At 67.3% G+C, this 25,912-nt stretch carries 31 protein-coding genes and 1 tRNA gene; 21 read left to right on the top strand and 11 right to left on the bottom strand.

What is annotated here, in order from left to right; genetic code table 11:
* The first annotated feature begins 42 nt into the window (after positions 1-42).
* Together fmt and truA are read left to right on the top strand one after the other, a co-directional pair.
* Entirely contained in the window at positions 43-948 is a 906-nt protein-coding gene (fmt, locus tag FHW94_RS14780) for a methionyl-tRNA formyltransferase (RefSeq protein ID WP_168556624.1), read from the top strand.
* Complete coding sequence (gene truA, locus FHW94_RS14775; protein ID WP_168556623.1) at positions 948-1,697, top strand: tRNA pseudouridine(38-40) synthase TruA; 750 nt, start codon at positions 948-950, stop codon at positions 1,695-1,697. The genes fmt and truA overlap by 1 nt, the downstream gene beginning before the upstream one ends.
* 97 nt (positions 1,698-1,794) lie before the next feature.
* Here the strand turns inward: truA and cobS are convergent, their stop codons facing one another.
* A complete protein-coding gene (cobS, locus tag FHW94_RS14770) occupies positions 1,795-2,787 on the bottom strand; it encodes a cobaltochelatase subunit CobS (RefSeq protein WP_168556622.1) in 993 nt (330 codons plus the stop codon).
* Between the two features lie 208 nt (positions 2,788-2,995).
* Between cobS and FHW94_RS14765 the strand changes: the two genes are divergently transcribed.
* From FHW94_RS14765 to FHW94_RS14735, 7 genes are all read left to right on the top strand, one after another.
* Positions 2,996-3,808 (top strand): VOC family protein, encoded by an 813-nt coding sequence (locus FHW94_RS14765; protein WP_168556621.1) that lies wholly within the window; start codon positions 2,996-2,998, stop codon positions 3,806-3,808.
* 3 nt (positions 3,809-3,811) lie between these two features.
* Positions 3,812-4,288 carry a VOC family protein gene (locus FHW94_RS14760; RefSeq protein WP_168556620.1) on the top strand — a complete coding sequence of 159 codons (477 nt, stop codon included), beginning with the start codon at positions 3,812-3,814 and terminating at the stop codon, positions 4,286-4,288.
* 13 nt (positions 4,289-4,301) lie between these two features.
* Entirely contained in the window at positions 4,302-4,745 is a 444-nt protein-coding gene (locus tag FHW94_RS14755) for an SRPBCC family protein (protein ID WP_168556619.1), read from the top strand.
* A gap of 395 nt (positions 4,746-5,140) precedes the next feature.
* On the top strand, positions 5,141-6,274 hold the full coding sequence (locus FHW94_RS14750) for an acyltransferase (RefSeq protein ID WP_168556618.1): 1,134 nt from the start codon (positions 5,141-5,143) through the stop codon (positions 6,272-6,274).
* Between the two features lie 313 nt (positions 6,275-6,587).
* Complete coding sequence (locus FHW94_RS23590; protein WP_282599591.1) at positions 6,588-7,211, top strand: calcium-binding protein; 624 nt, start codon at positions 6,588-6,590, stop codon at positions 7,209-7,211.
* A 157-nt stretch (positions 7,212-7,368) separates the two neighbouring features.
* Positions 7,369-7,725, top strand: a complete 357-nt coding sequence (locus tag FHW94_RS14740; protein ID WP_168556616.1) for a hypothetical protein — start codon at positions 7,369-7,371, stop codon at positions 7,723-7,725.
* A gap of 5 nt (positions 7,726-7,730) precedes the next feature.
* Positions 7,731-7,937 carry a hypothetical protein gene (locus FHW94_RS14735; protein WP_246866165.1) on the top strand — a complete coding sequence of 69 codons (207 nt, stop codon included), beginning with the start codon at positions 7,731-7,733 and terminating at the stop codon, positions 7,935-7,937.
* Positions 7,938-8,008: 71 nt separating this feature from the next.
* Here FHW94_RS14735 and FHW94_RS14730 read toward each other — a convergent pair whose 3' ends face one another.
* Entirely contained in the window at positions 8,009-8,599 is a 591-nt protein-coding gene (locus tag FHW94_RS14730) for a J domain-containing protein (RefSeq protein WP_349237525.1), read from the bottom strand.
* Positions 8,600-8,638: 39 nt separating this feature from the next.
* On the opposite strand from FHW94_RS14730, the gene FHW94_RS14725 reads away from it, so the two are divergent.
* Positions 8,639-8,911: a BolA family protein gene (locus tag FHW94_RS14725; protein ID WP_168556614.1), complete on the top strand. Its 273-nt coding sequence runs from the start codon at positions 8,639-8,641 to the stop codon at positions 8,909-8,911.
* Positions 8,908-10,230 (top strand): low temperature requirement protein A, encoded by a 1,323-nt coding sequence (locus tag FHW94_RS14720; RefSeq protein ID WP_168556613.1) that lies wholly within the window; start codon positions 8,908-8,910, stop codon positions 10,228-10,230. Before FHW94_RS14725 ends, FHW94_RS14720 begins: the two co-directional genes overlap by 4 nt.
* On the opposite strand, the gene FHW94_RS14715 is transcribed toward FHW94_RS14720, so the two are convergent.
* A complete protein-coding gene (locus FHW94_RS14715; protein ID WP_168556612.1) occupies positions 10,221-11,282 on the bottom strand; it encodes a DUF2332 domain-containing protein in 1,062 nt (353 codons plus the stop codon). The two genes, FHW94_RS14720 and FHW94_RS14715, sit on opposite strands and share 10 nt — an antisense overlap.
* A gap of 43 nt (positions 11,283-11,325) precedes the next feature.
* Here FHW94_RS14715 and hisG point away from each other — a divergent pair, with 43 nt between their 5' ends.
* From hisG to nusB, 3 genes are read left to right on the top strand one after another with little or no spacing between them, the layout of a single operon-like run.
* Entirely contained in the window at positions 11,326-12,000 is a 675-nt protein-coding gene (gene hisG / locus FHW94_RS14710) for an ATP phosphoribosyltransferase (protein ID WP_168556611.1), read from the top strand.
* Positions 12,000-13,289 carry a histidinol dehydrogenase gene (gene hisD / locus FHW94_RS14705; protein ID WP_168556610.1) on the top strand — a complete coding sequence of 430 codons (1,290 nt, stop codon included), beginning with the start codon at positions 12,000-12,002 and terminating at the stop codon, positions 13,287-13,289. The genes hisG and hisD overlap by 1 nt, the downstream gene beginning before the upstream one ends.
* Positions 13,286-13,738 (top strand): transcription antitermination factor NusB, encoded by a 453-nt coding sequence (nusB, locus tag FHW94_RS14700; RefSeq protein WP_168556609.1) that lies wholly within the window; start codon positions 13,286-13,288, stop codon positions 13,736-13,738. Before hisD ends, nusB begins: the two co-directional genes overlap by 4 nt.
* 97 nt (positions 13,739-13,835) lie before the next feature.
* Here the strand turns inward: nusB and ssb are convergent, their stop codons facing one another.
* The 5 genes from ssb to FHW94_RS14675 all read right to left on the bottom strand — a co-directional run bounded on the left by ssb (position 13,836) and on the right by FHW94_RS14675 (position 18,056).
* Complete coding sequence (gene ssb, locus FHW94_RS14695) at positions 13,836-14,387, bottom strand: single-stranded DNA-binding protein (RefSeq protein WP_168556608.1); 552 nt, start codon at positions 14,385-14,387, stop codon at positions 13,836-13,838.
* 81 nt (positions 14,388-14,468) lie between these two features.
* A complete protein-coding gene (locus FHW94_RS14690; protein WP_168556607.1) occupies positions 14,469-16,328 on the bottom strand; it encodes a ferrous iron transporter B in 1,860 nt (619 codons plus the stop codon).
* Positions 16,325-16,570 (bottom strand): FeoA family protein, encoded by a 246-nt coding sequence (locus tag FHW94_RS14685; RefSeq protein ID WP_110762799.1) that lies wholly within the window; start codon positions 16,568-16,570, stop codon positions 16,325-16,327. Before FHW94_RS14685 ends, FHW94_RS14690 begins: the two co-directional genes overlap by 4 nt.
* Positions 16,571-16,677: 107 nt before the next feature.
* Entirely contained in the window at positions 16,678-17,367 is a 690-nt protein-coding gene (locus FHW94_RS14680) for a COQ9 family protein (RefSeq protein ID WP_168556606.1), read from the bottom strand.
* Positions 17,368-17,393: 26 nt separating this feature from the next.
* On the bottom strand, positions 17,394-18,056 hold the full coding sequence (locus tag FHW94_RS14675; RefSeq protein ID WP_168556605.1) for an ankyrin repeat domain-containing protein: 663 nt from the start codon (positions 18,054-18,056) through the stop codon (positions 17,394-17,396).
* A 98-nt stretch (positions 18,057-18,154) separates the two neighbouring features.
* Between FHW94_RS14675 and FHW94_RS14670 the strand changes: the two genes are divergently transcribed.
* The 6 genes from FHW94_RS14670 (at position 18,155) to FHW94_RS14645 (ending at position 22,281) form a co-directional block, all read left to right on the top strand.
* On the top strand, positions 18,155-18,772 hold the full coding sequence (locus tag FHW94_RS14670; protein ID WP_246866163.1) for an SCO family protein: 618 nt from the start codon (positions 18,155-18,157) through the stop codon (positions 18,770-18,772).
* Position 18,773: 1 nt separating this feature from the next.
* Positions 18,774-19,280 (top strand): YcgN family cysteine cluster protein, encoded by a 507-nt coding sequence (locus FHW94_RS14665; RefSeq protein WP_168556603.1) that lies wholly within the window; start codon positions 18,774-18,776, stop codon positions 19,278-19,280.
* Positions 19,277-20,026, top strand: a complete 750-nt coding sequence (locus tag FHW94_RS14660) for a SprT family zinc-dependent metalloprotease (protein WP_348981797.1) — start codon at positions 19,277-19,279, stop codon at positions 20,024-20,026. Before FHW94_RS14665 ends, FHW94_RS14660 begins: the two co-directional genes overlap by 4 nt.
* A 159-nt stretch (positions 20,027-20,185) precedes the next feature.
* Complete coding sequence (locus FHW94_RS14655) at positions 20,186-20,674, top strand: hypothetical protein (protein ID WP_210425690.1); 489 nt, start codon at positions 20,186-20,188, stop codon at positions 20,672-20,674.
* A complete protein-coding gene (gene ribD / locus FHW94_RS14650) occupies positions 20,658-21,635 on the top strand; it encodes a bifunctional diaminohydroxyphosphoribosylaminopyrimidine deaminase/5-amino-6-(5-phosphoribosylamino)uracil reductase RibD (protein ID WP_168556601.1) in 978 nt (325 codons plus the stop codon). Before FHW94_RS14655 ends, ribD begins: the two co-directional genes overlap by 17 nt.
* Before the next feature lie 22 nt (positions 21,636-21,657).
* Positions 21,658-22,281 (top strand): riboflavin synthase, encoded by a 624-nt coding sequence (locus FHW94_RS14645; protein WP_168556600.1) that lies wholly within the window; start codon positions 21,658-21,660, stop codon positions 22,279-22,281.
* On the opposite strand, the gene FHW94_RS14640 is transcribed toward FHW94_RS14645, so the two are convergent.
* From FHW94_RS14640 to FHW94_RS14630, 3 genes are all read right to left on the bottom strand, one after another.
* Positions 22,272-23,333, bottom strand: coding sequence for a nitronate monooxygenase (locus FHW94_RS14640; protein ID WP_168556599.1), 1,062 nt, complete (start codon positions 23,331-23,333; stop codon positions 22,272-22,274). The two genes, FHW94_RS14645 and FHW94_RS14640, sit on opposite strands and share 10 nt — an antisense overlap.
* Positions 23,334-23,337: 4 nt before the next feature.
* Entirely contained in the window at positions 23,338-24,513 is a 1,176-nt protein-coding gene (locus FHW94_RS14635) for an amino acid aminotransferase (RefSeq protein WP_168556598.1), read from the bottom strand.
* 103 nt (positions 24,514-24,616) lie between these two features.
* Positions 24,617-25,396: a DUF1134 domain-containing protein gene (locus FHW94_RS14630; RefSeq protein ID WP_246866190.1), complete on the bottom strand. Its 780-nt coding sequence runs from the start codon at positions 25,394-25,396 to the stop codon at positions 24,617-24,619.
* A gap of 306 nt (positions 25,397-25,702) precedes the next feature.
* Here FHW94_RS14630 and FHW94_RS14625 point away from each other — a divergent pair.
* A tRNA-Ser gene (locus tag FHW94_RS14625) sits at positions 25,703-25,795 on the top strand.
* Positions 25,796-25,912: the final 117 nt, after the last annotated feature.

Here is a 25,912-nt window from a genome sequence, read left to right as displayed (position 1 = left end):
AGATAGGGCCGCGCGCAGGATAGGAAAAGGACCCTTTGCCCGATGCGTGTTGTCTTTATGGGCACACCCGAATTTGCCGTGCCCACGCTCGATGCGCTGGTGGTCGCCGGGCACCACGTCGTGGCGGTCTATAGCCAGCCGCCGCGCCCGGCCGGCCGGGGCAAGAAATTGCAGCCCAGCCCCGTACACCTAGCGGCGGAACGCCATGGCTTGCCGGTGTTCACGCCGGTGAGCCTCAAGGGCGCCGAGGAACAGGCCGCCTTTGCCGCGCATCATGCCGATGTGGCGGTCGTCGCGGCCTATGGCCTGATCCTGCCGCAGGCGATCCTGGCCGCGCCCGCGCAAGGCTGCCTCAACGTCCACGGCTCGCTGCTGCCGCGCTGGCGCGGCGCCGCGCCGGTGCAGCGCGCGATCCTGGCAGGTGACGTACACACCGGCATCACGATCATGCAGATGGAGCGCGGGCTGGATACCGGGCCGATGCTGGCCACCGTGGCCACGCCTGTGGCCGGCAAGACCGCCGGAGACCTCACCGCCGAACTCGCCGCGCTGGGCGCAGACCTGATGGTGCGCGTGCTGGCAGACCTACCCACGTTCACGCCCGAAGTGCAGCCCGAGGCCGGCGTTACCTATGCCGCCAAGATCGACAAGGCGGAAAGCCGCCTCGATTTCACCGCCCCGGCCGATCAGGTGGAACGCCAGGTGCGTGCCTTCGCCCCGGCGCCGGGTGCGTTTTTCGAACTGGAGGGCGAACGCTATCGCGTGCTGGCCGCCCAGGTAGTAGATGGTGAAGGCACGCCCGGCACGGTGCTGGACGATGCCCTGACCATCGCCTGCGGCCAGGCCGCCCTGCGCCCGCTGACCGTGCAGCGTGCCGGCCGCCCGGCAATGGACACCGCCGCCCTGCTGCGCGGCCGTGCCATTCCCGCCGGCACGGTGCTAGCCTGATGCCGCGTTACGCTCTCACGCTGGAATTCGATGGCGGCCCGTTCATGGGGCTGCAGCGCCAATCCCACGGGCCTTCGGTGCAGCAATCGGTGGAAGAAGCGGCGGAATCGGTCGTGGGCCATCCGGTCACGCTCCACGCCGCCGGGCGCACGGATACCGGCGTCCATGCGCTGGCCATGCGCGCGCATATCGACGTGGCACGCGCGTTCGATCCGTTCCGCCTGTCCGAAGCGCTCAACGCGCGGTTGAAGCCCGATCCCATCGCCGTGCTCGATTGCGTCGTGGTGCCCGATGACTGGCACGCGCGGTTTTCGTGCCTGGGCCGCGCCTATGAATACCGCATCGCCAACCGCCGCGCGCCGCTGACGCTCGATGCCGGGCGCGCCTGGCGCATTGCCCGCCCGCTCGATGCGGCAGCCATGCACGAAGCGGCGCAGGAACTGGTGGGCAACCACGATTTCACCACGTTCCGCTCGGTCCATTGCCAGGCGGCAAGTCCCGTCAAGACGCTCGACCGGCTCGATGTGCGGCGCGAGGGCGACATGGTGATCATCGAAGCCGCCGCGCGCAGCTTCCTCCATCACCAAGTGCGCTCGATGGTGGGATGCCTGGGCCTGATCGGCCAGGGCCACTGGACGCGCGCCGATCTGGTGGCGGCGCTCCACGCGCGCGACCGGCAGAAGCTGGGCCACAACGCCCCGCCAGAGGGGCTCTATTTCGTGAAGGCGGTCTATCCGGGCGAGGATTGAGCGCGGTCGAAGCGGGCTTCGACAAGCTCAGGGCGAACGGCATAGGCGGTTCCCTCCCCCTCCTCTGAAGAGGAGGGGAGAGGTGACACCTCAATGCTCACGCCTTGTGCGCGACGCTCTCCGGCAGGTCCTTGGCGAACACGCGCTGATAGTATTCGGCCACCAGCACGCGCTCGGCCTCGTCGCACTTGTTGAGGAACGAGAGGCGGAAGGCAAAGCCCACGTCGTTGAAGATCTGGCTGTTCTGCGCCCAGCTGATCACCGTGCGCGGGCTCATCACCGTGGAAATGTCGCCGGCCATGAAGCCCTTGCGCGTCAGGTCCGCCACGCGGACCATCTGCGCGATGACCTGCGCGTCAAGGCCCTGGACCTTCTTGGTGACCACGTCGATCTCGGTCTCGGCGGGCAGGTAGTTCAGCGCCACCACCAGGTTCCAGCGGTCCATCTGGCCCTGGTTGATCGCCTGGGTGCCGTGATAGAGGCCCGAGGTATCGCCCAGGCCCACGGTGTTGGCCGTGGCAAACAGGCGGAAGAACGGATTGGGGCGAATCACCCGGTTCTGGTCGAGCAGGGTGAGCTTGCCTTCGGTTTCCAGCACGCGCTGGATCACGAACATCACGTCGGGGCGGCCGGCGTCGTATTCGTCGAACACCAGCGCCGTCGGCGTCTGCAGCGCCCAGGGCAGCAGGCCTTCGCGGAATTCGGTCACCTGCAACCCATCGCGCAGCACGATCGCGTCGCGCCCGATCAGGTCGATACGGCTGATGTGCGCGTCCAGGTTGATGCGCACGCAGGGCCACTTCAGGCGCGCGGCCACCTGCTCGATATGGGTGGATTTGCCGGTGCCGTGATAGCCCTGCACCATGACGCGGCGGTTGAAGGCAAAGCCGGCCAGGATCGCAAGCGTCGTGTCGGGATCGAAGACATAGTTGTCATCGGTATCGGGCACGCGCTCGTCGGCCACGGAAAAGGCAGGCACCATCATGTCGATATCGATGCCAAACACCTCGCGCACCGAAACCTGGGTATCGGGCGCGGGCAGGACGGTGGTGGCGCCAGGCTGGGCCACGAGATTGGAAGTGTCGCTCATCAATTCCCTGCCTATCCGCGCGCGCGCCGCGCCGCAACATGCTTTGCAGGACTCTTTGGGGCAGGACTCTTTTGAGCATGCCTGGCTGGCCCGGCTTGCTTTTCGCGCACCCTGCCCCGGCCACGGTATGCCCCAACGCCAGCCGTGATAGGATGGCGCACCGAATGCGAACGAATCGCCATTCCCGTTGCGGTGGAGAGAGGTTGCCATGCCCCAGGGCCTGTTCGTGTGGTACGAAGTGATGACCGATGCGCCGGAAGCGGTGCAGGCGTTCTACCAGGGCGTCATCGGCTGGACGATCGACGATCCCGCCCCCGATCACGAAACCGCGCCTATCGATTATCGCCATATCCGGCGCGCCGACGGCGCCAACCAGGGCGGCATGCTGGTGTTGCGCCCGGCGATGATCGAAGCAGGTGCCCGCCCCCGCTGGCTGCCTTATCTGATGGTCGATAGCGTTCCGGCCACCGTGGCGGCGATTACCGCCGATGGCGGCCATGCGCTGATGCCGCCGCAGACGATTGCCGAAGGCACGTTTGCCATGGTGGCCGATCCCTGGGGCGCGACGTTTTACCTTATCGATCCCACGCCCCCGGCAGGACAGACCATACCCCCGCCCCCCGTCTATGCGATGGACGTGGTCCAGGCCGTCACCTGGAACGAGCTGTTCACGGCAGACCTGGCCGCGGCGCGCGAATTCTACGCCCGCCATTTCGGCTTCACCTATCCCGATGCCATGCCGATGGGGCCGCTGGGCGATTACCAGTTCATCGCCCATCCACTGCAGGGTGCAGTGGGCGCGATGATGAAACGGCCGTCCGACGATGCGCCGATCGGCTGGCGCACCTATTTTCGCGTCGCCGATGTGCACGCTGCCGCCCAGGCGGTGACCGCGCTGGGCGGCACGCTGGAGGGCGACGTGCACGAGGTGCCCGGAAACGACCTGATGCTTCAGGCACGCGATCCGGCCGGGGCGTTCCTCGGCCTCGTTTCGCGCAAGCCGGCTGACGGGGAGGCTTGAGCCATGAGCAAGGCGACGCTGTGCCTGTGGTACGACGGGACGGCACTGGACGCAGCGACGTTTTACGCCGCCACGTTTCCCGACAGCGAAGTGGGCACCATCTATCGCGCGCCGGGCAATTTCCCAGGTGGACGCGCAGGCCAGGTCCTCACTGTCGAATTCACCGTGCTGGGCCTGTCCTGCTTCGGCCTCAACGGGGGGCCGCAGTTCAAGCATAGCGAGGCATTCTCCATCCAGGTCCACACGGAAACCCAGGAGGAAACCGATCGCTATTGGCAGGCCATCATCGACAACGGTGGACAGGCAAGCGCCTGTGGATGGTGCAAGGACCGCTGGGGCCTGTCCTGGCAGATCACGCCGCGCGCGCTGACCGACGGCATGGCCGATCCCGATCCCGCGGTGCGGGAACGCGTGTTTGCCGCGATGATGACCATGGGCAAGATCGACATCGCCGCGATCGAGGCTGCCCGCCGTGGTTGAAGGAGAACCGCCCGTGCATGCGCTTTCGATCAGCCGGCATATTGCCGCGCCGCCTGCCGTGGTCTGGAACGTGATGGCCAACCGCCAGGAGGAATGGTGGTGCCCGCGCCCCTGGCGGGCCGAAGTGGTGGTGCAGGAACGGCGCCCCGGCGGCCGCGCGGCCATCACCATGTACGGCCCCGATGGCGAAGTCATGCCCCATGAAGGTCTGTTCCTGGCCTGGGATGAAGGCACGCGCTTCGTCGTCACCGACGCCGTAACCGAAGGCTTCATCCCGGCAGGCCCCTTCATGATCGGCATCTGGGAAATCGCGCCGGATGGTGCGGGCACGCGCTATACCGCCACGGCGCGCCACTGGACGGCCGAAGCGATGGAGCAGCACGCCGCCATGGGCTTTGAAAGCGGCTGGAATGCCTGCGCCGATCAGCTTCAGGCGCTATGCGAAGCGCCGGCATGAGGGCTGGCGGAATCGGCCAGTGACAGCAACGGACCAGGTACGCGGCTTGCCCCATCCTGCCCCGCGTGCACCCGCGTTGGCCGGCTTTCGATCGCTTTACCGCCAGGCCCGATGCAGCCCTTATCCATGCGAAGCGAGGGCCTGCCCGCTTGGCTGCAAGTGCACCAAGGCGAGCATTACAAAGCATTGGGCGAAAAAGACATTTCGTTCCGCACCGCACAATACGGTTTACCCTAAGTAGTATTCCGTATGAGTCCTTGCCGTGCATTTGGTTAATCATGCGTTAGTCACGATCGCGCATGCCCTGCCCAGACGGTGCACTGCGATATCGCGGCGCAACGAAACGGGGCAGTCACGCTGCCGGCTTGTGCCGGCGGCAAAGGGGCACTTGGCGCATGAACACCGCAAGGAGGCAGGCCGGACACGGCGGGCGCTACGCCCTGCTCGACGAAATGCGCGGGATTGCCGCGCTGGCAGTCTGCCTGTTTCACATCGGCACGCGCGCCGGGGGTGTCCAGCTGTTTCCCAACGGCTATCTGGCGGTCGATTTCTTCTTCATGCTCAGCGGCTTTGTCTTGGCAGAGGCTTATGAGGCGCGGCTGGGCGGCGCCGGCCATGCGGCCGCCGGCGCCATGGACTGGGGTGGCTTTGCCCGGCGGCGGATGGTGCGCATGGCCCCGGTTGCCGTGCTGGGCGCTGGCGTAGGCGGGCTCTACCTGGTGGCCCGCTGCCTGGCGGCGCCCGATCGATCCGATCCGCTGGACCAGGTTCTGCTGGGCAATGCACTGAACCTGCTCGTGCTGCCCAAGCTTTGGCATGGCGTGGCCACAGGGTGGGAGCTGTTCCCCGCCAACGGTCCCTTGTGGTCCCTGTTCTTCGAAATCCTGGCGAACCTGGCCTGGGCCGCGTTCCTGGTGCGGCGCAGCACGGCGATCCTGGCCTTGGGCGTCGCCGTTTCGGGCGCGCTTCTGGTGCTCTGCGCCATGCGCCACGGCACGCTCGATCTGGGCTGGCAGGCATCCTCGCTCGATGGCGGATTGGCGCGCGTGTGCTTTGGCTTTGGCTGCGGGCTGCTGTTGCATCGGCTGCGCGCGTCGCTGCCGTCGATGGTCGCACTCGCCGCGCCGGTTGCCGCACTCGCGCTGGTCTATGCCATGGCGCTGCCGGTGCAGCGCCTGCCTTGGACGCTGTTCCTTGCCATGGTGTTCCTGCCTTGCGTGCTGGTCGTGGCGGTGGCTGCCGGGCGACATCGCGCGGTGCCCGGCGGCGCCTGGCTGGGCCGGGTTTCCTATCCGCTCTACGGCATCCACGTGCCGCTGCTGGCGATCGCGTCCGGCGCGGCCAAGCGGGCGATGCATGGGGCGCCGCTGGGCGCCTGGGGGCTGCTGCTGGTGCCACCGCTGCTGCTGGCGGCCTGGCTGGTGCTGACCCGCCTGGACGAACCCTGCCGTGCCGCGCTTGGCCGCTGGTTCGATCGCATGGCCCTGGCCCGTGCCGCGCGGCAACCGGCGGCCATGCGCCATGGCTGAAGCAGAGGTGCAGATCATCCAAACTTGCTCCAGTTTGAACCTGTCTTGGCATGGTTACGGCATGAAAGCGCCAATATGAACGGGAAACACAGGCACGCCGCATGGCAATAATGCGTTATGGTTTTGGCAAGGATGGCGTCGAGTCACACCTTGCACATCAAGGTGATTTCCGAATTACCCAATAAGACAAGTCTGGTCGCAACAGTGACTTGCGTGGCCGAGGAACAGGTCTGTTCTTCCCGACCACAAGGTATCCTCGAAAAATACTTGTGGTTCAACTTTCCGTCTGACGACGGGATGAAGGAGAATGAACATGGCAGTTATCACTGGCACCAGCGGCGCTGACACCATCGCCGCGCCAAAGGGCAACAACATCATCAACGCCGGCGGCGGCGATGACGTGGTCACCGGCGGTTCGGGCAAGAACATCATCGACGGCGGTGATGGCAACGACACCCTCTATGGCGGCGGCGGCAACGACGCCATCTATGGCGGCGATGGCAACGACATCCTCAAGGGCGGCGGCGGCAAGGATTCGCTGACCGGCGGGACCGGCGCGGACCAGTTCGTGTTCCGCTCGGGCGAAGGCTTCTCCGCCCTCGCCTTCACCGGCGGTCACGGCGTTTCGACCGTGTACCAGTGGGTGACGGTGGAAGACCTCAACTTTGCCGATCACGACGTCGTGCGCATCACCGGCTTCGATACGATCTTCAATGCCCTGGGCCTGACGGTGAAGGGCACGGGATCAGCCTTTCTCGATTCGCAGGACGACGTGAATCGCCTGGCCGCCTATCTCAAGGCGAACCCCACGCAGGGCAGCTACTTCGTCAACACCAGCGGCTTTGACGGCACCACCTTCATTCTCAACGATGGCCTGGGCCACCAGCAGGCGCTCACGCTCAGCCACATCATCGCCGACGATACCGTCACGATCTGATCGCCCCGCACCTGGGCGCAATGCCTCGGCTGCGACAACCTTGCCCGCCCCGCCGTTAACCACGGCGGGGCGTTTTTTGTGGCACCAGGCAGCCCTCGCGCGCTATCACCGGGCAAGGCGCGCCACACCGGCGCGCCCGGACAAGGGGATCAATGCCATGAGCGTGTTCGACAGCATCCTGGGCCAGGTGAGCAGCGCGGTTGACGTGAAGAACCTGGCGGCCAAGCTGGGCATCGATCCCACCCAGGCCGAAACCGCGATTGCCGCGCTGGCGGCCGGCCACCAGGCCAAGGGCGACACGATCGAGACGGCCGCCGCCAACACTGGCCTCGACGCAGGCCTGCTGCAACAGATCGTGGGCCACATCGGCGGCGAAGGCGCACTGTCGCAATTCGCCTCCATCCTCGGCCAGCATCCCGATGCCCTGGGCCAGGTCAGCCAGTTCCTCGACAAGGATGGCGATGGCAATCCGATCAACGATTTGGCCGGCCTGGCCAAGGGCCTGTTCAGCTAAATCCCATGATGGACACGGTTCTTTCGCTACTGGTGCTGACCACCGTGGCCTTGATCGGCGGCGCGGTGTTTTTCTGGCGCCGGGGCGAGCGCAAGCGCGCCGGACTGATGCTGGTCATGGCCGCCCTGATCGCGGCCGACCTGGCGGTGTGGCTTACCCCCGTCTCGGGCGGCCCATCGATGATCGAAGTGGCGCACCAGGCGCCGGATTGACGCCGAGATCCTCCCCCGGCGGGGAGGTGGCAGGCCGCAGGCCTGACGGAGGGGGACGCGCCTTGCCCGCCCTATCGAAACGCAGCCGATTGCCGCAGGTGGTCATAGGCGGCGACCACGCGTTGCAGCTTGTCTTCCAGGCTGCGGTCGCCGCCGTTGTGATCGGGGTGATAGCGGCGCACCAGGTTGGCATAGCGGCGGCGCAGGGCATGGCGATCGGCGTCGAGCGACAGGTTGAGCGTTTCGAACGCAGCGCGATCTTGCGCGTTGAAACCGCGCCGGGCGGCGTCCTGGGCGGCCTGGTGATCGGCCTTGCGGGCGCGGGCGCGTTGCGCGATCGCCTCCAGGGGATCGGCGAAATCGGCCCAGCGCGGCGCCTGGTCGATCCCCGCGTCGGGCCGGAACGCGCGGCTGTGGGTGTCCCACCCGGCCAGCGGCGATTGCGCGGCCAGGATTTCATCCATGCTCATCCCGGCAAAGAAATCGTAGCCGGCGTTGAACGCGCGAATATGGTCCAAACAGAACCAGCGATAGTCGCCGGGCCCATCGAAACCGGGCGGGCGCACGCCGGGCGCGCGGAATTCCCCCGATGCGTTGCATCCCGGGGCACTGCACAAGCGCCCGGTATCCGTGACGCGGCCATGGAACTTGTCATGCTTCACGCCATTGCACATGGTGCCTCATCGCCCGAAAGGAAAGACATGACCGGCCCGCTCGCCCAGGAAATCGAACGCAAACTTGTGGACGCCCTTGCCCCCACGCATCTGGTGGTCACCAACGATTCGGCCCATCACGCCGGCCATATGGGCGACGACGGCACGGGTGAATCGCATTTCACCGTGGAGATCGAAAGCGCGGCCTTTGCCGGCGTTTCCCGGCTTGGCCGCCAGCGCCTGGTCAACCGCGCCCTGGGCGACCTGCCGGGGCAACGCGTTCATGCGCTTGCCATTCACGCGCGCGCGCCGGGCGAATGAGCGAGAAAGCCAGGCAAGAGGCCGAGGCGATCGCCGAGGCCGGCAAGCCCGCGCCCAAAGCCGAAACCGACGGCGTGCCCGCGCCATCGTCGCTCTTGCGCGATCACAAGGGCGGCCATGCCCCGGTCAGCTATCTCGAGCTGTTTTTCGACCTGGTCTATGTCTTTGCGATAACCCAGCTCTCCCACAACGTGCTGCATCACATGACCCCGGCCGGCCTGGCCGAGGCGCTGGTCCTGTTCCTGGCCGTGTGGTGGGCCTGGATGTTCACCACCTGGGCGGCGAACTGGACCAACCCGGAACGCGGACCGGTACGGATCATGCTGCTGTTTGCCATGTTGGCCAGCCTGGGCATGGCCGTGGCCATGCCGCGCGCCTTTGCCGGGGGCAGCACCGGCGACGCGGTGCTGTTTGCGGCATGCTACATCGCGGTGCAGATCGGGCGCAGCGGCTTTGTCGCCTGGGCCATGGCGAAAAGCGGCGGCATCCAGGGGCACAGTGGGGGCTGGCGCAGCAGTGGCGCGCGCAACATGGCGCGGATCACGCTGTGGTTCGTGGCGTCGGCGCCGTTGTGGCTGGCCGGGGCGCTGGTCGATGCGCCGATGGCCCGCCTGGGCTGGTGGGCAGCCGCGCTCGCAGTTGATTACGGCGGCCCGTTCATGGGCTTTTTCGTGCCGGGCCTGGGCCGTTCCACACCGGAAGACTGGGATATTTCCGGCAGCCACCTGGCCGAGCGCTGCGCCCTGTTCATCATCATCGCCCTGGGCGAAGGCATCGTGGTGACCGGCACCAGCTTTGCCCAGGAAACCGCCGATCCCGCGCGCTCGCTGGCATTCGTGCTGGCCTTTATCGGATCGGCGCTGATGTGGTGGATCTATTTCGACCTCGGCGCCGAACGCGGTGCCCGCCACATTGCCGAACATGCCCAGCCCGGCCGCCTGGCGCGCAGCGTCTATACTTATCTGCACATGCCGATCGTGGGCGGCATCGTCATCACCGCAGTGGCCGATGCCCTTCTCCTTGAACAGCCGCTGGCACCCGCTTCACTGCCACTGGTGGCCACCCAGGCCGGCGGCCTGCTGGTCTTCCTGGCCGGCACCGGCCTGTTCAAGCGGCCGTCCAGCCCGCACGGCAATTTCCCGCTGTCGCACTGGGTGGGCGGCGGCGTGCTGATCGCGCTGGCGGGCCTGGCGCTGCTGATCCGCCTGCCCTCACCCGCGTTCGTGGGCAGCACCGTGCTGGCGCTCCTGCTCGTGGCGGTGTGGGAATGGATATCCTATCACCGCCGCGGCCCAGCCGCGCTGGAAGCTCAGGGCTGAAGCCACTCGACCCAGGCGCCGTGGGCGTGCGCTGCAGCCAGGCACACCGGCGCGCCCTGGTCGGGCCAGAGGCGTAGCGCCAATTCGTGGCGGAAGGAGGCGCGGTTGGTTTCCAGCGCCAGCCACGCCAGCCGCCGCGACGGGGTGGCGCGCGCGCCAGCGGCCGCGATGGCGGCTGCAATCCGCTCTTGGGTGGCGGGCGGCAGGTACTGCCAGACGATCGAATGATAGATCACCCGCGTGCTGTCTTCGGGCTGTGGCGCGGCCAGCACCTGGTCCACATAATCGGCCGCGTCCATCGCCACCACATCGGGTCGCTGCACCCGCGCCAGGGCGATGGCCGCGTCCAGCCGCGCCAGCCGCTCCGTCACTTCGGCCCAGACATAGCTTTTGAGCCGCAGCGCCTGGTCGGGATCGGTCAGGTCGATCGGGGCGCGGTCGCACCCGGAAATCGCCAGCACGTCTACCGCCGCTTCGGGCGGCCGGCCCGCGCCGCGCCATTCCGGGGCCAGGCGCAGCGGGGAATCGGCCGGGCCGGTGCGGGTGCCGCCCAGATCGAAGGCAAAGCGATCCATCATCGTGTTGACCCCCGCGCTTGCGCCCAGCTCGTGCAGCACGAAGCGCGGCCCCACCCGCGCTGAAAGCCACAACAGCCCGGCCATGATCGAGGCAGACCGCCCCGCCTCGTTGGTCTGCGGCGGGCCGTCAAGCCAGGGCAGCAGCCGGGTTTCGAACCGGCGGGCCAGATCGCCCACAAGGGCATCGATCGCGTCCTGGTCGGTCTCTTCGCCGCGATAGACGGCGGCCAGGCGCGTGTCCGCGCCGGTCAGCACCAGGTTGTGCAACCCGCCCGTCAGCCGCAGGGGCAGCGCATCTTCCAATGGCTTGCCCGGCCAGGCCGCCATGCGCGCGCCCACTGCGCTGCCATCGGTGAGCAGCGGCAGTTGCGCCCGCACCACCCGCCCGGTCGCCGGCGCGCCGTTCTTGGTGGCGTGGTCTGCCTGCCAGGCAATGGCCTGTTCGACCGAAGCGATATCCATGATCGAAGCCATGAGGTTGCCCTTTTCTCGCGCTTGCCATAGGGGCGATGGCGTCATGACCACCGCCACCCCGCTCGTTTTCGCCCTGCCCAAGGGCCGCATCCTCGATGAAGCGCTGCCCTTGCTGGAACAGGCAGGCGTGGTGCCCGAGGCTGCGTTCTTCGACAAGTCCTCGCGCGCATTGTCTTTTGCCACCAGCCGGCCCGATGTCACGCTGATCCGCGTGCGCGCGTTCGATGTGGCCACCTTCGTGGCCCATGGCGCGGCCCAGGCCGGCATCGTGGGTTCGGACGTGATCGACGAGTTCGACTATGCCGATCTCTATGCCCCGGTGGACCTGGATATCGGCCATTGCCGCCTTTCCGTAGCAGAACCGGTCGGCGGCCTGGCCCAGGGCAGTATTGCCCGCGAAAGCCATGCCCGCGTCGCGACCAAGTATCCCAACCTCACCCGCCGCCATTTCGAGCGGATGGGCGTGCAAGCCGAAGTGGTGAAGCTCAACGGCGCGATGGAACTGGCGCCGTCGCTGGGCCTGGCCAGCCGCATCGTCGATCTCGTGTCGTCGGGCCGCACGCTGAAAGAGAACGGCCTGGTGGAAACCAGCCAGATCATGCAGATTTCGGCGCGGCTGATCGTCAACCGCGCCGCGCTCAAGACCGACAGCGCCCGCCTGGGCGCGCTGGTCGACGCGTTCCGCACGCAAGTTGCTGCACGAAAGGCCGCCGCCTGATGCTCCGCCTCAAGACGACCGATGCCGATTTCGCCACGCGCTTTGCCCGCCTGGTGAAGGATCGCCGCGAAAGCGACGAGAACGTGGCCCGCGATGTGCAGACCATCATCGAGGACGTGCGCCTGCGCGGGGACGAGGCGCTGGCCGAATATACCCAGCGTTTCGACGGGCACCTGCCGCAGGGCGACGGGTGGACAATCGACGCCGCCACTTGCCGCGAGGCGTTCGATGCGCTGGCCCCCGATCTGCGTGCCGCGCTGGAACTGGCGGCGCAGCGCATTCGCACCTATCACGAAGCGCAATTGCCGCAGGACCGCGACTATACCGACGCCGCCGGTGTGCGCCTGGGCGCGAAGTGGCGCGCGGTGGATGGCGCCGGGCTCTATGTGCCGGGCGGCCGCGCGGCCTATCCCTCTTCGCTGTTGATGAATGCCATTCCCGCCAAGGTGGCCGGGGTGGAGCGCCTGGTGGTGACCACGCCCACGCCCAAGGGGGAGATCAACCCGTTGGTGCTGGCCGCCGCGCACCTCGCCGGCGTTGACGAAGTGTGGCGCGTGGGCGGCGCGCAGGCCGTAGCGGCGCTCGCCTATGGCACCAAGACGATCCGCCCGGTGGACGTGATCACCGGCCCGGGCAACGCCTGGGTGGCCGAAGCCAAGCGCCAGCTTTACGGCGTGGTGGGGATCGACATGGTGGCCGGCCCCTCGGAAATCCTGGTGATTGCCGATGCCAAGAACGACCCGCAGTGGATCGCCGCCGACCTGCTGAGCCAGGCCGAGCACGATCCCGCCGCGCAGGCGATCCTGATCACCGACGATGCCGCCTTTGCCGATCAGGTGGTGGACATGGTGGGCGTGGAAATCGCCATGCTGCCCACCGCGCGCGTGGCCAAGGCCAGCTGGGAAACCCATGGCACGGTGATCGTGGTGCAATCGCTGGACGAAGCCCCGGCCCTCGCCAACGCCCTGGCGGCAGAGCACGTGGAAATCGCCACCGACGATCCCGATGCGCTGTTTGCGCAGATCCGCCATGCCGGCTCGGTCTTCCTGGGCCGCATGACGCCCGAGGCGATCGGCGATTACGTTGCCGGCCCCAACCACGTGCTGCCCACCGGGCGCCGTGCGCGGTTTTCCTCGGGGCTTTCCGTGCTCGACTTCATGAAGCGCACCAGCTTCATTGCAGTGAGCGATGCTTCCATCGGCGCGGTCGGCCCTGCGGCCATCGCGCTGGCCGATGCGGAGGGGCTTTCCGCCCACGCCCGCTCGATCGAACTGAGATTGGGAATATGACGAACATCAAGGGCCAGGCCCGCTCTGCCGCGCGGCTTGCCGCCGTCCAGGCGCTCTACCAGGTTGACATGGAAGGCACCGAGCTGCGCTTCCTGCTCGATGAATTCCACCAGCACCGGCTGGGCGCGGAAATCGAGGACGTGGAATATGCCGCCGCCGACGTTGAATTCTTCGACGACGTGGTCAAGGGCGTGATCGCCCGGCGCGAGGAGATCGACGGGCTGATCCAGGCCCGCCTGGCGCAAGGCTGGTCGCTGTCGCGGCTGGACAAGACCATGCTGCAGATCCTGCGCTGCGGCGCCTATGAACTGGCGGCGCGCACCGACATTGCCGTGGGCACGGTGATCAGCGAATACCTCGATGTGGCCCACGCCTTTTTCGACGCGCGCGAAGCGAAATTCGCCAATGGCGTGCTCGATGCCGTGGCCAAGGACGTGCGCAAGGGCTGAAATTCACGTATCCGAACTTTTCGGATAGATGAAAAACAAAGACCCGGCGGTTGCCTGAACCGCCGGGCTTTGTTTTCATGCGTGCGCGTGCGCCCGATCAGAACGGAATATCGTCGTCCAGGTCGTCGGTGAAACCGCCGCCGCCGCCCTGGTTCCAGGTGCTGCCGCCGCCCGAGGCCGCGCCGCCGCTGCTGCCGCGCGAACCGCCGCCAAAGCCGCCGCCGCCCGACGAGCCGCCTTCGTTCCAGCCGCCGCCCGAACGCTGGCCGCCGCCACCGCCACCCGCGCCGCCGCCCTGCGGGCCATCGAGCATGGTCAGAGCGCCGCCGATGCCGGCCACGACCACTTCGGTGCTGTAGCGGTCATTGCCGCTTTGGTCCTGCCACTTGCGGGTGCGCAGCTGGCCTTCGATATAGACCTTGCTGCCCTTGCGCAGGAAGCGTTCGACCACGCCGATCAGGCCATCGCCGTTGATGACGACGCTGTGCCACTCGGTCCGCTCCTTGCGTTCGCCGGTGTTGCGGTCCTTCCAGTTTTCCGACGTGGCAATGCGCAGGTTCGCAATCTTGCCGCCGTTCTGGAACGACTTGATCTCCGGGTCGGCCCCCAGGTTGCCGATCAGAATGACTTTGTTGACGCTGCCTGCCATCGAATCTCGTCCCTATGGAATTCAGTCGCGCGTGATAGCGCATCGCTGACGGTGAGCGCGAGTCCACTATCCACTGGCTTGTTAGCCAAGCCCGAAGGCCACCGCCGTCCAATAAGTGATCCCGGCAAAGACATAGGCCAGGGCGAACAGGTAGGCGAGCATGAAGCCCGGCCATTTCCAGCCATTGGTTTCGCGCCGGGTCACCGCAATGGTCGACATGCACTGCGGCGCGAACACGAACCAGGCCAGGAACGCGAGCGCGGTGGCGAGCGTCCAGTGGTGCTTGAGCTGGTCGCCCAGCGCGATGTCCTGGGCCTCTTCATCCTTGGAATCGACGGCATAGCTGGTGGCAAGCGAACTGACCGCCACTTCGCGCGCGGCCATCGACGGGATCAGCGCCAGGGCAATGTCACGGTTGAAGCCGATCGGCTCGACCACCACGGCCAGGCCATTGGCAATGTGCCCGGCGATCGAGGCATCGACCTGGCTTTGGCCCGGTTCGGCGCGGGGGAAATTGAGCAGCAGCCACAGCACCACGGTGACCGTGAAGATCATTGTGCCGGCCCGGCGCAGAAACACCCAGGCGCGCTGCCACAAGCCCAGCGCCAGGTCCTTGATCGTGGGCAGCTGGTATTTGGGCAATTCCATGATGAAGCCCGATGCCGCGCCCTTGGTGACCGAGCGACGCAGGATCAGGGCCACCGCCATGGCCCCGACGATGCCGGCAACATAGAGCGCGAACAGCACCAGCCCCTGCAAGCCCACACCCGGCAGCACGCGGTTGTTGGGAATGAACGCGGCGATGATCACGGCATAGACCGGCAGCCGCGCCGAACAGGTCATCAGCGGCGCGATCAGGATCGTGGTCAGGCGGTCCTTGGGATCGGTGATGCTGCGCGTGGCCATGATGCCGGGAATGGCACAGGCAAAGCTGGACAGCAGCGGGATGAAACTGCGGCCGGAAAGCCCCACGCCGGCCATCATGCGGTCCATCAGGAACGCGGCGCGCGCCATGTAGCCGGTCGCTTCCATCACCAGGATGAAGAAGAACAGGATCAGGATCTGCGGCAGGAACACGATGACCGCGCCGACCCCGCCGATGATCCCTTCGGTCAGCAGGTCGCGCAGCAGCGAGGCGGGCAGTTCCGTCCGCGCCAGGTTTTGAAACGCCGTGGCCAGGCCTTCCAGCGCATCCTGGAACGGCGCCGCCCAGGAAAACACCGCCTGGAACACCACGAACAGCAGGGCAAACAGGATCGGCGGCCCGGCCCAGGGATGCAGCAGCAGCTTGTCCATCTGCGCGTGCACGCGATGGCGCGCGGTTTCCGAAAGCGTGGCCCCTTGCGCCATCTGGCGGGCCAGCAGGCGGCGTTCGGGCAAGGTGACGTGCACGCGCGGCGCGGGTGCGTTGTCACGCGCAGCCGTGTCGCGCGCAGTGGCAATGGCGGTGGCAAGCTCGGCCAGCCCCTTGCGCCGCACGGCCACGGTTTCGATCACCGGCACGCCCAGTTCGGCAGCGAGCGCGGCGGCGTCGATCGTCAACCCGTCGCGCGCGGCCAGATCGACCATGTTGAGCGCCACCACCGTGGGGCGGCCCAGTTCCAGCACTTCCTGGGCAAAGACCAGATGCTGTTCCAGGTTCGACGCATCGAGCACCACGACAAGCACATCGGGGCGAACCTGCCCCGCCTGCTCGCCCATGATGACCTTGCGGGTCACTTCCTCGTCGGGACTCGTCGCGGCAAAGCCATAGGAGCCGGGCAGGTCGACCAGTTCCACCGGCTCTCCGCTGGGCAGCAGCAGGCGGCCGGCCTTGCGCTCCACGGTCACGCCGGGATAGTTGGCGATCTTCTGGCGGGCGCCGGTCAGGGCATTGAAGAGCGCGCTCTTGCCGGCGTTGGGATTGCCGACGAGCGCAGCGACGAACGGGCCCCGGCTCATGCCGCCAGATCTTCCACATGCATGGCGCGGGCATGGATGCGGCGCAGGGCCACGGTCATCCGCCCGATCTCGATCGCCAGGGGATCGCGCCCCAGGAACACCCCGCGATAGGCCAGGCGCACTTGCGCGCCTTCATCAAAGCCCAGGGCGCGCAGGCGCTGCGCCTCTTCGGGCACAAGCGCGGCCCAATCGACCGAAGCGATTCGGGCATCGTGGCCCAGCGGTAGTTCATCGAGCGTCACACCAGCCCCGCTGCCATAGGCCAGCCGCTTATGCAAGTCGTTCGCAAATAGATTGATCGGGGGGAGCGGGCCGGTGCCGCAAAACCCGCGCCAGCGGGTTCAAACTGTCAGCGCGCCGGATAGCGCAGGCGACCGAGCAGGCGCACCGGGCTGAAGCGTTCGCCCTTGCGCTTGAACAGCCCGGCCTTGAGCTTTTCAAAGCGCATCACGCCTTCGATCCGGCGATCCAGGAACGCGCGGGTTTCGGCATGGTCTTCGCTGCGATCCTCGGCAAAGACGGCAAGCGTGGCGGCATAGAGCGCCGCAAGCGTAGCGCGCTTGCTGTAATGGTTGAGATCGGTGGCGGTGTCCCCGGCCAGGCGCCACATGGCATCCGCACTGTGCCAGCCCAGCTTGAGGCTTTGGCCAGAGTTGCGCGGGCGGGCCATCTCGATCAAGGCGCGGCGCAACGCCTCTTCCATCCCGGCCAAGGCATCGAGGCGGAACTGCACCAGGCGGCGAATACGCTCGCGAATCGGCAGCTTGGCCAGGTCCTGCGCCGGCAGGGCGCGCGACATGTCGGCATCGATCCGCGCGATCCAGGCCGCAATCATGGTCATCGCCGACCCGCTTTCCCCCACGCCATAGGCCAGGCGCGCAACCGCAGGGTCAAGGCCCACGGCTTGGGCCGCGCTGTCCACCGCCGCGCCGGTCCACCCGTCGAACATCGCCGCTTCGGCCACCAGCGGCGCCAGTTCCACGCGCAACTGATCGAGATCGAGGGCTTCAAGCGTGGCAAGATCGGGGGTAGCGATCATAGCGGGTCTCCTGGCGGGATCAGCGTTCAGAACGTGGGGCCATATGTCTGCGCGGCCTTGCCGCTCTGCCGCTTCTTGGCCGCGGACTCAAGCTCGTCGGAAATCGATTGGGAATGATCGAGCGCGGCATAATCGCGCGCCGAACGGCCGGAATTGTCGGGCCGGTCCGGATTGGCGCCGGCCTTCAGGAGCGCGCGCACCAGGGCCATGTTGTGGCCGTGCACGGCGGTGATCAGCGGCGTTTCCCCGGTGTTGTTGGGATCGTCCACCCGCGCGCCCACGGAAATCAGGAAATCCACCCCTTCCAGGAAGGCCAGGTTGGTGGCGATCACCAGCGGCGTGGTGCCCTTGTTGTCGCGCGCGTTCACATTGGCGCCCTTGCCCACCAGGAACTGCATCCACAGCAGGTCGCGCCGCTGCGTCACGATGTGCAGCGCGGTTTCGCCGGTGGAGACGTCCTTGGTGTTGACGATCTGGCTGGCGGGGTTTTGCAGCGCCTCGTTGACCTTGTCGCCGTCCTTCTTGCGCACGGCATCGAGGAACTTGTAGCTTTCCGAAAACTGGGCCAGCGCCGGGGCGGCGGGCCAGAACGCCACGGCCGGGGCCGCGATGCACGCCGCGATATACGGGGCAAGAGCGATGCGGCGCGAATTGGCCCACTTGAACGTCACGGCTGCTTTCCTCCTCATGGCCTGGCCTCCTTGTGGCCTGGCCACCATGCAGGTGGCCCTTGCAAGCGCGCTGTTAGCAGAGCATGAACCGCCACGCCATGGATCACCCTTCGTTCTTGCCGATTGTTGCCCGCAAGTGCCTGTCACGGCTCGCGCTGGCGCTCGCTCTCACGCTGCCGCTCGGCGCTTGCGGCGGGGAAACGCCCACCAGCGAGGCGCCCCTGGCGGGGGCCCAGCTCGGCGGCGATTTCACGTTGGTCGACCAGGCTGGCAAAACCGTGCGCGCGGCCGATTTCGCTGGCAAGTACACCGTGTTCTATTTCGGGTATACGTATTGCCCCGATGTCTGCCCGCTCGACACGGCCAACCTGATGCAGGGCTATCACGCCTTTGCCAAGGCGCACCCGGACCAGGGCGCCCGGCTGGTGCCGGTGTTCGTCTCGATCGATCCGGCGCGCGATACGCCCCAGGTCCTGGCCCAGTTCACCGGCAATTTCGGCAAGGAACTGGTGGGCCTGACCGGCACGCCCGAACAGATTGCCGCCGTCGCCAAGGAATTCGCGGTCTATTACGAGAAGCGCGCCGCCCCCAAGGGTTCGCCGCCGCAAGCCTATCTGATGGACCACAGCCGCGCCGCCTACCTGATGGGGCCCGATGGCAAGCCGATCGCCCTGCTGCCGGTGGAGCAGAACGGCGCCGCCGTTGCGGCCGAACTCGCGCGCTGGGTGCACTGACATGGCCGAGACCGAACGCTTCTGGGACAAGCCGATCGAGGCGCTGAGCCGCGACGAATGGGAAGCGCTGTGCGACGGCTGCGGCAAGTGCTGCCTGCACAAGCTGGAAGACGAGGACACCGGCGAAGTCTATCATACCAACGTGGCCTGCCGCCTGCTCGATACCAAGACCGCACGCTGTTCCGATTACCGCCATCGCCGCGCCATGGTGCCCGATTGCCTGCGCCTGACGCCCCGGCTGGTGGCGCAGGTTGCCTGGCTGCCGGCGACGTGCGCCTATCGCCTGCGCGCGGCCGGAGAGCCATTGCCCGCCTGGCACTATCTGGAAAGCGGGGATCGCGATGCGGTGCACCGCGCCAGGGTTTCCGTGGTGGGCAAGGCGATCAGCGAAGTGGTGGCCGGCCCGCTGGAAAACCACATCGTCAGCGATGTGGAATGGGACGATGCAGACCGGGACAGGGGCACCCCGGAAAGCCCACGCGCGCCGATGGGCTTCCGTCTGCCGTGATCGACTGGCTGCGCCGCCTGCCCGAACCGCCCCCCAAACCGGCCTTGGCCCAGCCGCACACGGTGAAGGTTGCCGGGCGCAACCTGCCGGTGGAAATCCGCCGTCTGCCCCAGGCCCGGCGGATGACCTTGCGCCTTGCCCACGATGGCAGCGCCGCGCGCATTTCCATCCCCACCTGGGCGCGCACCGCCGATGCCGTGGCCTTTGTGCGCGACCGGGCCGATTGGCTCGCCGCGCAACTCGAACGCCTGCCGCCGCCGGCACAACTGGCGCCGGGTACCGCCCTGCCCTTTCGCGGCGACGTGCTGACCGTGGCGTGGGACGCGCGCCACCCGCGACGGCCGGTGGTGGATGACGGGCAATTGCTGGTGGGCGGCCCGGCCGAGCAACTCGCCGGGCGCGTGGAGCGCTGGCTCGCCGCCGAAGCGCTGCGGCTCTGCGCGGCAGACCTGGCGCACTATTGCGCCCGTGCCGGCCTGCCGGTGCCGCGCCTGGCCTTGTCCAACGCCAAGCGCCGCTGGGGCAGTTGCGCATCGGATGGCTCGATCCGCATCAATTGGCGCCTGATCATGGCGCCAGACGCCGTGCGCCGGTCGGTGGTCGCGCACGAAGTGGCGCACCTTGTGCATTTCGATCACAGCCCCGCGTTCCATGCCCTGCTGGGCCAATTGTTCGAAGGCAGCGTGGCGGCGGCCAATCGCTGGCTCAAGGCCGAAGGGCGCGGGCTCTACCGGCTGTTCGGGTGAAAGACGCGGCGGCCCCTTCCCGCCTTTGGCAGGGAGGATCGAACAAGTCCTCCCCATGCAATGGGGAGGGGGACCAGCCGCAGGCTGGTGGAGGGGCATTTCCCGCCACGCCAAGAGACTCATTTGCGTTCCGCCCGCACCATCCCTATCTGAGGCGCAATGAAAGCCTTCTTCCGCAACGTCTCGCCGCGCCGCGCGGTGCTCGATTTCTGGAACGTGCTTGGCGCGCCCAGCGAATATCGCACGCGCGCGCTGATCATGGCCGGGCTGGTCACGGGCGGGATCTTTTACCTGATGACGCAGCAGGAAGGGCGCGGCCTGCCCAAGCCGCCCACGATCATCTATTTCGAATCCTGGCGCGCCGACCGCAGCGATGCGGAAATTCTTAAGGGCAACATCGAAGCCCAGAAGAAGGCCGATGCCGAAGCTGCCGCCGAAGATCAGCGCGCCGAAGACATCCGCAAGATGTACAAGGCCGTGGGTGCGGCCACCGGCATCGACACCCAAAAGATGTACGACGACGGCACCAAGGAGCGTGCTGCCGAAAAGAAGGCAGAGGCGGAAAAGAACGCCGCGCTCTATCGCCAGATCACCGGCAAGGCCGTACCCGCCGCGCCCACGCCCACCGCCGATGACGGCAAGCCCTGACGCAGACCGGCGCTGGCTGGCTGCGGCCGCCGCGCTGTCTGCGCGTGGCCGGCCGCTCAGCGCGCCCAATCCGGCTGTCGGTTGCGTGATCGTGCGCCAGGGCCGCGTGATCGCGCGCGGCTGGACCCAGCCCGGCGGGCGGCCCCATGCCGAAGCCATGGCCCTGGCGGGCGTGTCGGGTGATCTTGCCGGTGCCACCGTCTACGTCAGCCTCGAACCTTGCGCCCATGCCTCGGTCCGGGGGCCATCTTGCGCCGATCTGCTGGTCGCTGCCCGCCCGGCGCGCGTGGTCGTGGGGCATGGCGATCCCGATCCGCGCACGGCCGGCGCGGGCCTGGCGCGGCTGCGCGCGGCGGGCATTGCCACCGATCTGCTCCCCTCCCCCGCGTGCGCCGCGGCCCTGGCCGGTTTCCTGCTGCGCACCACGGCCGCACGGCCTCATGTCACGCTCAAGCTGGCACTTACGCTTGATGGCGCGATTGCGCTGGCCAATGGGCAAAGCCGCTGGATCACCGGGCCAGAGGCGCGCGCCCATTGCCATGCAGAGCGGGCACGGGCCGATGCCATCCTGGTGGGTGGCGGCACGCTGCGCGCCGATGCCCCCCGGCTCGATGTGCGCCTGCCCGGCCTGGAGCCGCGCAGCCCGCAACGCTGGGTGTTGACGCGGAGGTCCGCGCCCGATGGCTGGCACGCCGTGGCCGATGTGACCGCACCCCGCGCGTTTGGCGATGTCCAATGGCTGTTCGTGGAAGGCGGCGCGGGCGCTGCGGCCACGTTCCTGCGGGCCGACTTGGTCGATCGCCTGCTGCTTTATCGCGCCCCGATTCTCGTCGGACCGGGGCTTGGCGCGGTTGGTGACCTGGGGCTGGAAACGCTCGCCAGCGCCCATGGCCGATGGGGCATCGCCAGCCAGTGCCAGCTTGGCAGGGACACCCTCACCGTCTACGACCGCTGCCGCTGAACGCATAAGGAAAGCAAGCACCATGTTTACCGGGATCGTCACCGAAGTGGGCAACGTGATTGCCATTGCCGACAAGGGCGACAAGCGCGTGACCATCTCCTGCGCCATGGACCCGGCGCGCATCGCCATCGGCGCCTCGATCGCGTGCTCGGGCGTGTGCCTGACGGTGGTGGAAAAGGGCGGCGTGGCTGGCGAAGCCTGGTTTGCCGTGGATGTCTCGGGCGAGACCATCAGCCGCACCGCCCCGGCGCAGTGGCAGGCCGGCGCTCCGGTGAACCTGGAGCCTGCCCTGCGCCTGGGCGATGAACTGGGCGGCCATATCGTGACCGGCCATGTCGATGCACTGGGCGAAGTGGTGGGCATCTGCCCCGAAGGGGGCAGCCTGCGTGTCGGCATTGCGGCACCGCCCGAACTGGCACCCTATATCGCGGCCAAAGGTTCGATCACCGTGGATGGCGTTTCGCTGACCGTGAACGAAGTGGCCGACCAGGCCGATGGTTCGTGCCATTTCGCGCTCAACATCATTCCCCACACCGCGCAGATCACCACGCTCGGCCAGTTGGCTCCGAGCCGCCAGGTAAACCTGGAGATCGACGTGCTCGCCCGCTACCTGCAACGCATGCAGAGCCTGTCGCGTCAGGCTTGAGCGAGTTCGCGCGCCAGCAGCTCCACCAACGCAGCAGCGGGCATCGCGCGGGCCCGCGCCGCGCCGGCGCCGGCCCATTGCGCGCCAAAGCCATCCTCACCCTGCGCCAGGGCCGCGGCATCGAGTGCCTTGCCGGCCGCATAGGCGCGCGGATAATCCGGTATGGCTGGCAGATTTTCCAACCTCGTGAAGCGGTTGACCAGGCAGCGGGCGGGTCGACCGGAAATGGCGCTGGTCATCGCGGTCTCACGGCCCTGTAGCAAGGCGGCGCGATAGCCAGCGCGTGCCGCGCTTTCCGGGCAGGCGACAAAGGCAGTGCCCAATTGCGCGGCCACGGCCCCGGCGCCCAGCGCGGCGCATATGTCATGCCCGGTCATCATACCGCCCGCCGCAACCACCGGCAGCGCGGTTTCCCTACATAGCGCCCGCACCAGATCCAGCATGGGCAGGCGCTCGTCGTGCGCGGCGGGATCGAACATGCCGCGATGGCCGCCCGCTTCCCACCCTTGCGCCACGATGAGGTCCAGCCCTGCCGCCGCAATCGCGCGCGCTTCGGCCAGGTTCGTGGCCGTGGCCGCCAGCACGCAGCCGGCCGTGCGCAGGGCGGCCAGCACGCCGGCATCGGGCAGGCCGAAATGAAAGCTGACCATGGGCGGCGCCAGTTCGACCAGCAGCGCCTGCATCGCCGCGTCATCGGCAAAGCTGCGATAGATGGTGGCAAGCGCTGCGGGCGGCTGCACGCCAAAGGCGGCGAATTGCGGCGCCAGCGCAGCAAGCCATGCCGCTTCACGCGGCGGATCGACACGCGGGGTGGCATGCACGAAGACGTTGACGTTGAATGCGTGGGGCGTGGCGCCGCGCACGGCGGCAATCATCGCGCGTGCGCCTGCCACATCGGTCGCGCCCACCGCAATCGAACCCAGGCCGCCGGCATTCGACACCGCCGCTGCCATGGCCGAGGTGGAAACCCCCGCCATCGGCGCCTGGACCAACGGCAGGCGCAGGCCGAGACGCTGCATCAGGGAAGCGGCAGCGTCTCGGCCCGGGATCATGGCATCAGGCCGTGGCGATATCGCGCAGGGCTTCGATGAACTGGTCGATATTGCCGTTGGTAAGGCCGGCAATGTTGATGCGGCCGGTGCCAGCCATATAGACCCCGTGGCGCTCGCGGATGGCCAGGATCTGCTCGCTCGACAGCGGCAGCATCGAGAACAGCCCGTTTTGCGTACCCAGCGGCGCCATGGCGATGGGGCCGACCTGCTGCGCCTGCGCCAGTCGGTCACGCACCCAGCGCATGCGATCGCGCATTTCGTCCAGTTCGGCCAGCCACAGCGCGGTCAGTTCCGCATCGGCCAGCACCAGGCGCACGGCCGCCGCGCCGTGATCGGGCGGCATCGACCACGAAGCGCGGGCGATGGTAGCGCCGTTGGACATCGCCTTCGCCAGCGCTTCCTTGTCCGCCGTCACGGCATAGAACGCACCGACGCGATCGCGGTACAGACCGAAGTTCTTGTCGCAGGAATAGGCAACCAGCGCCTCGGGCACCGCGGCAAGCACCTTGCGCAGGCCATAGGCATCGGCGTCCATGCCTTCACCCAGGCCCTGGTAGGCCAGGTCGATCAGCGGCAGCACGCCCTTGGCGGCGAGCAGCGGGGCGATCTCGTCCCACTGTGCCGGGGTATAATCGACACCGGTGGGGTTGTGGCAGCAGCCGTGCAGCAGCACCAGATCAGTGGGTTCGGCGTCTTCAAGCGCGGCCTTGAGCGCGGGCAGATCTGCCGTGCCATCGGCGGCGGTGTGCTTGAACGTCTTGAGTTCCAGGCCCGAAGCGGCGACGATCTGGGCATGGTTGGGCCACGAAGGGGTGCCCATCCACACACGCCTGATGCCAGCGCGCTTGGCCACTTCGATCGCCAGGCGCACGGCGCCGGTGCCACCCGGCGCCTGCATGCCATCCACCTTGGCAGTGTCGAAATCGGCCCCGAACACATAGGGAATCAGCGCGTTGACAAAGCCCATGTCGCCTTCGGGGCCAAGGTAGGCCTTGGAATCCTGATCGGCGAGCAGCTTGGCTTCGGCGGCCTTGATCGCCTTGAACACCGGGGTTGCGCCATCGGCGGTGCGATAGACGCCCACGCCAAGGTCGATCTTGGTATCGCGCGGATCAGCATTGTGCAGCTTGATCAGCGCCAGCAAGGCATCGGCCGGTTGCGGAGCCAGGTTTTCGAGCATGGGGACTTTCTTTCACGGCTGACTGAAAAGAACGCCGCCCCCATGCCGGTGCCGGCGCGCGCGCGCAAGAGGGTTTGCGCCCCGTGGCGCGCGCGCCGCTTCGTCAGAACGGCAACCAGGTCTGCTTGTGGCTGAACTTCATGTAGCCCGCGTTGATGCCCAGCCGCAGGCCCGCGCCCATGCGCACGGGGATCAGCACCACGTCGCCACGGCGCAAATAGCTGACGTTGAAGCCGCCGATCAGATAGGCCTGCCCCTCGCCCGCGCCAAAGCGATGATACATGTCGTTGGTGTCATAGAGATTGTAGACCAGCACGAACGTGTTGCCGGCATTGGCCCCCGCATCGAAACCCACCGAAGGGCCGGTCCAATAGACCGGCATGTCGCCCTCCACCTTGTGGTGCAGCGTGCCCGAGCCATAGCGCACGCCCACCACCAGCGCGCCGCCCGCCTCGCGCCCGGTGATATACCCGATCGGCTCACCCTGCTTCTTGAGGATGTCGCGGATCATCATGGCCAGGCCCTTGGCGCCCTTGCCAAACACGCCCTCGGCCGCACCGATCAGATCGTCTTCATGCCACGACTGGCCGTTGGCACCGGCTGGCTGCGCCCCTGCCGGCGGCGGGGTGGCAGCCGACGGGGCGGCAGGCGGCAGGGGAGCGGTTGCCGGGGCGGGACTGGCATAAGGCGCACCGCTGGGCGGTGGCGTGGTGGGCGCCGGCTGCACCGGCGTGGCGCGCGGCGCGGCCGGGGTGGTGCCGGGCTGCGGCGCCAGGTCGCTGTCGATCGCGGAATTGGGATCGATCGTCTGCACCTGGGCCTGGGCCTGCGTTGGGACCAAGGGCGCTGCAACCAGGCCAAGGCCGGCAAGGCCCATGGCCATGCGATAATGGATGGCACGCTTCATTATGTTTCCCGTCCCCTTCATGCGACCTGCCGGACATGGCGCCAGCCACGCCGCGCGGCAATCCGATTGTTTCCTTCCGCCACAGGTTTCGCCCTTCACAATGAACGGGCGATGAGCCGAGTCGAAATTGCGCCCAAACGGATTCGAACCGCGCCGGCCAGGTGCCAGGAGCGGCCAAGGCCACTGTCCACAGGGCGATCCGCAGGCCTGGGGAAAAATCACAACAGACCGCTTGCCCCGCCCCACAACCCCCGTTATAGGCCGCCCTCGCCGCTGCGATCCGGAGACGTGGGTGAGTGGCTGAAACCAACGGTTTGCTAAACCGTCGTACTGGTAAATCCGGTACCGAGGGTTCGAATCCCTCCGTCTCCGCCAAAACTCGTTGAAATCATTGAATAAATTTCCAAGGTCCGGGCTCCCACCCGGGTCCGCGCCCGGGTTTTCGCGCCGGATTGATACGAACGGCTGCGGCCAACTGTTTGGCAATTGCGC

The sequence above is a fragment of the Novosphingobium sp. SG720 genome, from assembly GCF_012275365.1.
Taxonomy (GTDB): domain Bacteria; phylum Pseudomonadota; class Alphaproteobacteria; order Sphingomonadales; family Sphingomonadaceae; genus Novosphingobium; species Novosphingobium rhizosphaerae.
Note: the sequence above shows the minus strand (reverse complement) of the source record. Positions and strands in the feature narration are given on the sequence as shown.

Coding starts and splice junctions, on each gene's coding strand:
- cobS (WP_168556622.1), bottom strand. CDS start 2,787: ATGAGCGACACTTCCAATCTCGTGGCCCAGCCTGGCGCCACCACCGTC.
- FHW94_RS14760 (WP_168556620.1), top strand. CDS start 3,812: ATGAGCAAGGCGACGCTGTGCCTGTGGTACGACGGGACGGCACTGGAC.
- FHW94_RS14675 (WP_168556605.1), bottom strand. CDS start 18,056: ATGAGGAGGAAAGCAGCCGTGACGTTCAAGTGGGCCAATTCGCGCCGC.
- FHW94_RS14665 (WP_168556603.1), top strand. CDS start 18,774: ATGGCCGAGACCGAACGCTTCTGGGACAAGCCGATCGAGGCGCTGAGC.
- FHW94_RS14630 (WP_246866190.1), bottom strand. CDS start 25,396: ATGGCCATGGGCCTTGCCGGCCTTGGCCTGGTTGCAGCGCCCTTGGTC.
- FHW94_RS14750 (WP_168556618.1), top strand. CDS start 5,141: ATGAACACCGCAAGGAGGCAGGCCGGACACGGCGGGCGCTACGCCCTG.
- FHW94_RS14635 (WP_168556598.1), bottom strand. CDS start 24,513: ATGCTCGAAAACCTGGCTCCGCAACCGGCCGATGCCTTGCTGGCGCTG.
- FHW94_RS14655 (WP_210425690.1), top strand. CDS start 20,186: ATGAAAGCCTTCTTCCGCAACGTCTCGCCGCGCCGCGCGGTGCTCGAT.
- FHW94_RS23590 (WP_282599591.1), top strand. CDS start 6,588: ATGGCAGTTATCACTGGCACCAGCGGCGCTGACACCATCGCCGCGCCA.
- FHW94_RS14720 (WP_168556613.1), top strand. CDS start 8,908: ATGAGCGAGAAAGCCAGGCAAGAGGCCGAGGCGATCGCCGAGGCCGGC.
- FHW94_RS14680 (WP_168556606.1), bottom strand. CDS start 17,367: ATGATCGCTACCCCCGATCTTGCCACGCTTGAAGCCCTCGATCTCGAT.
- FHW94_RS14645 (WP_168556600.1), top strand. CDS start 21,658: ATGTTTACCGGGATCGTCACCGAAGTGGGCAACGTGATTGCCATTGCC.
- FHW94_RS14765 (WP_168556621.1), top strand. CDS start 2,996: ATGCCCCAGGGCCTGTTCGTGTGGTACGAAGTGATGACCGATGCGCCG.
- FHW94_RS14690 (WP_168556607.1), bottom strand. CDS start 16,328: ATGAGCCGGGGCCCGTTCGTCGCTGCGCTCGTCGGCAATCCCAACGCC.
- FHW94_RS14640 (WP_168556599.1), bottom strand. CDS start 23,333: ATGATCCCGGGCCGAGACGCTGCCGCTTCCCTGATGCAGCGTCTCGGC.
- truA (WP_168556623.1), top strand. CDS start 948: ATGCCGCGTTACGCTCTCACGCTGGAATTCGATGGCGGCCCGTTCATG.
- ribD (WP_168556601.1), top strand. CDS start 20,658: ATGACGGCAAGCCCTGACGCAGACCGGCGCTGGCTGGCTGCGGCCGCC.
- FHW94_RS14740 (WP_168556616.1), top strand. CDS start 7,369: ATGAGCGTGTTCGACAGCATCCTGGGCCAGGTGAGCAGCGCGGTTGAC.
- FHW94_RS14715 (WP_168556612.1), bottom strand. CDS start 11,282: ATGGCTTCGATCATGGATATCGCTTCGGTCGAACAGGCCATTGCCTGG.
- FHW94_RS14735 (WP_246866165.1), top strand. CDS start 7,731: ATGATGGACACGGTTCTTTCGCTACTGGTGCTGACCACCGTGGCCTTG.
- fmt (WP_168556624.1), top strand. CDS start 43: ATGCGTGTTGTCTTTATGGGCACACCCGAATTTGCCGTGCCCACGCTC.
- hisG (WP_168556611.1), top strand. CDS start 11,326: ATGACCACCGCCACCCCGCTCGTTTTCGCCCTGCCCAAGGGCCGCATC.
- hisD (WP_168556610.1), top strand. CDS start 12,000: ATGCTCCGCCTCAAGACGACCGATGCCGATTTCGCCACGCGCTTTGCC.
- nusB (WP_168556609.1), top strand. CDS start 13,286: ATGACGAACATCAAGGGCCAGGCCCGCTCTGCCGCGCGGCTTGCCGCC.
- FHW94_RS14725 (WP_168556614.1), top strand. CDS start 8,639: ATGACCGGCCCGCTCGCCCAGGAAATCGAACGCAAACTTGTGGACGCC.
- ssb (WP_168556608.1), bottom strand. CDS start 14,387: ATGGCAGGCAGCGTCAACAAAGTCATTCTGATCGGCAACCTGGGGGCC.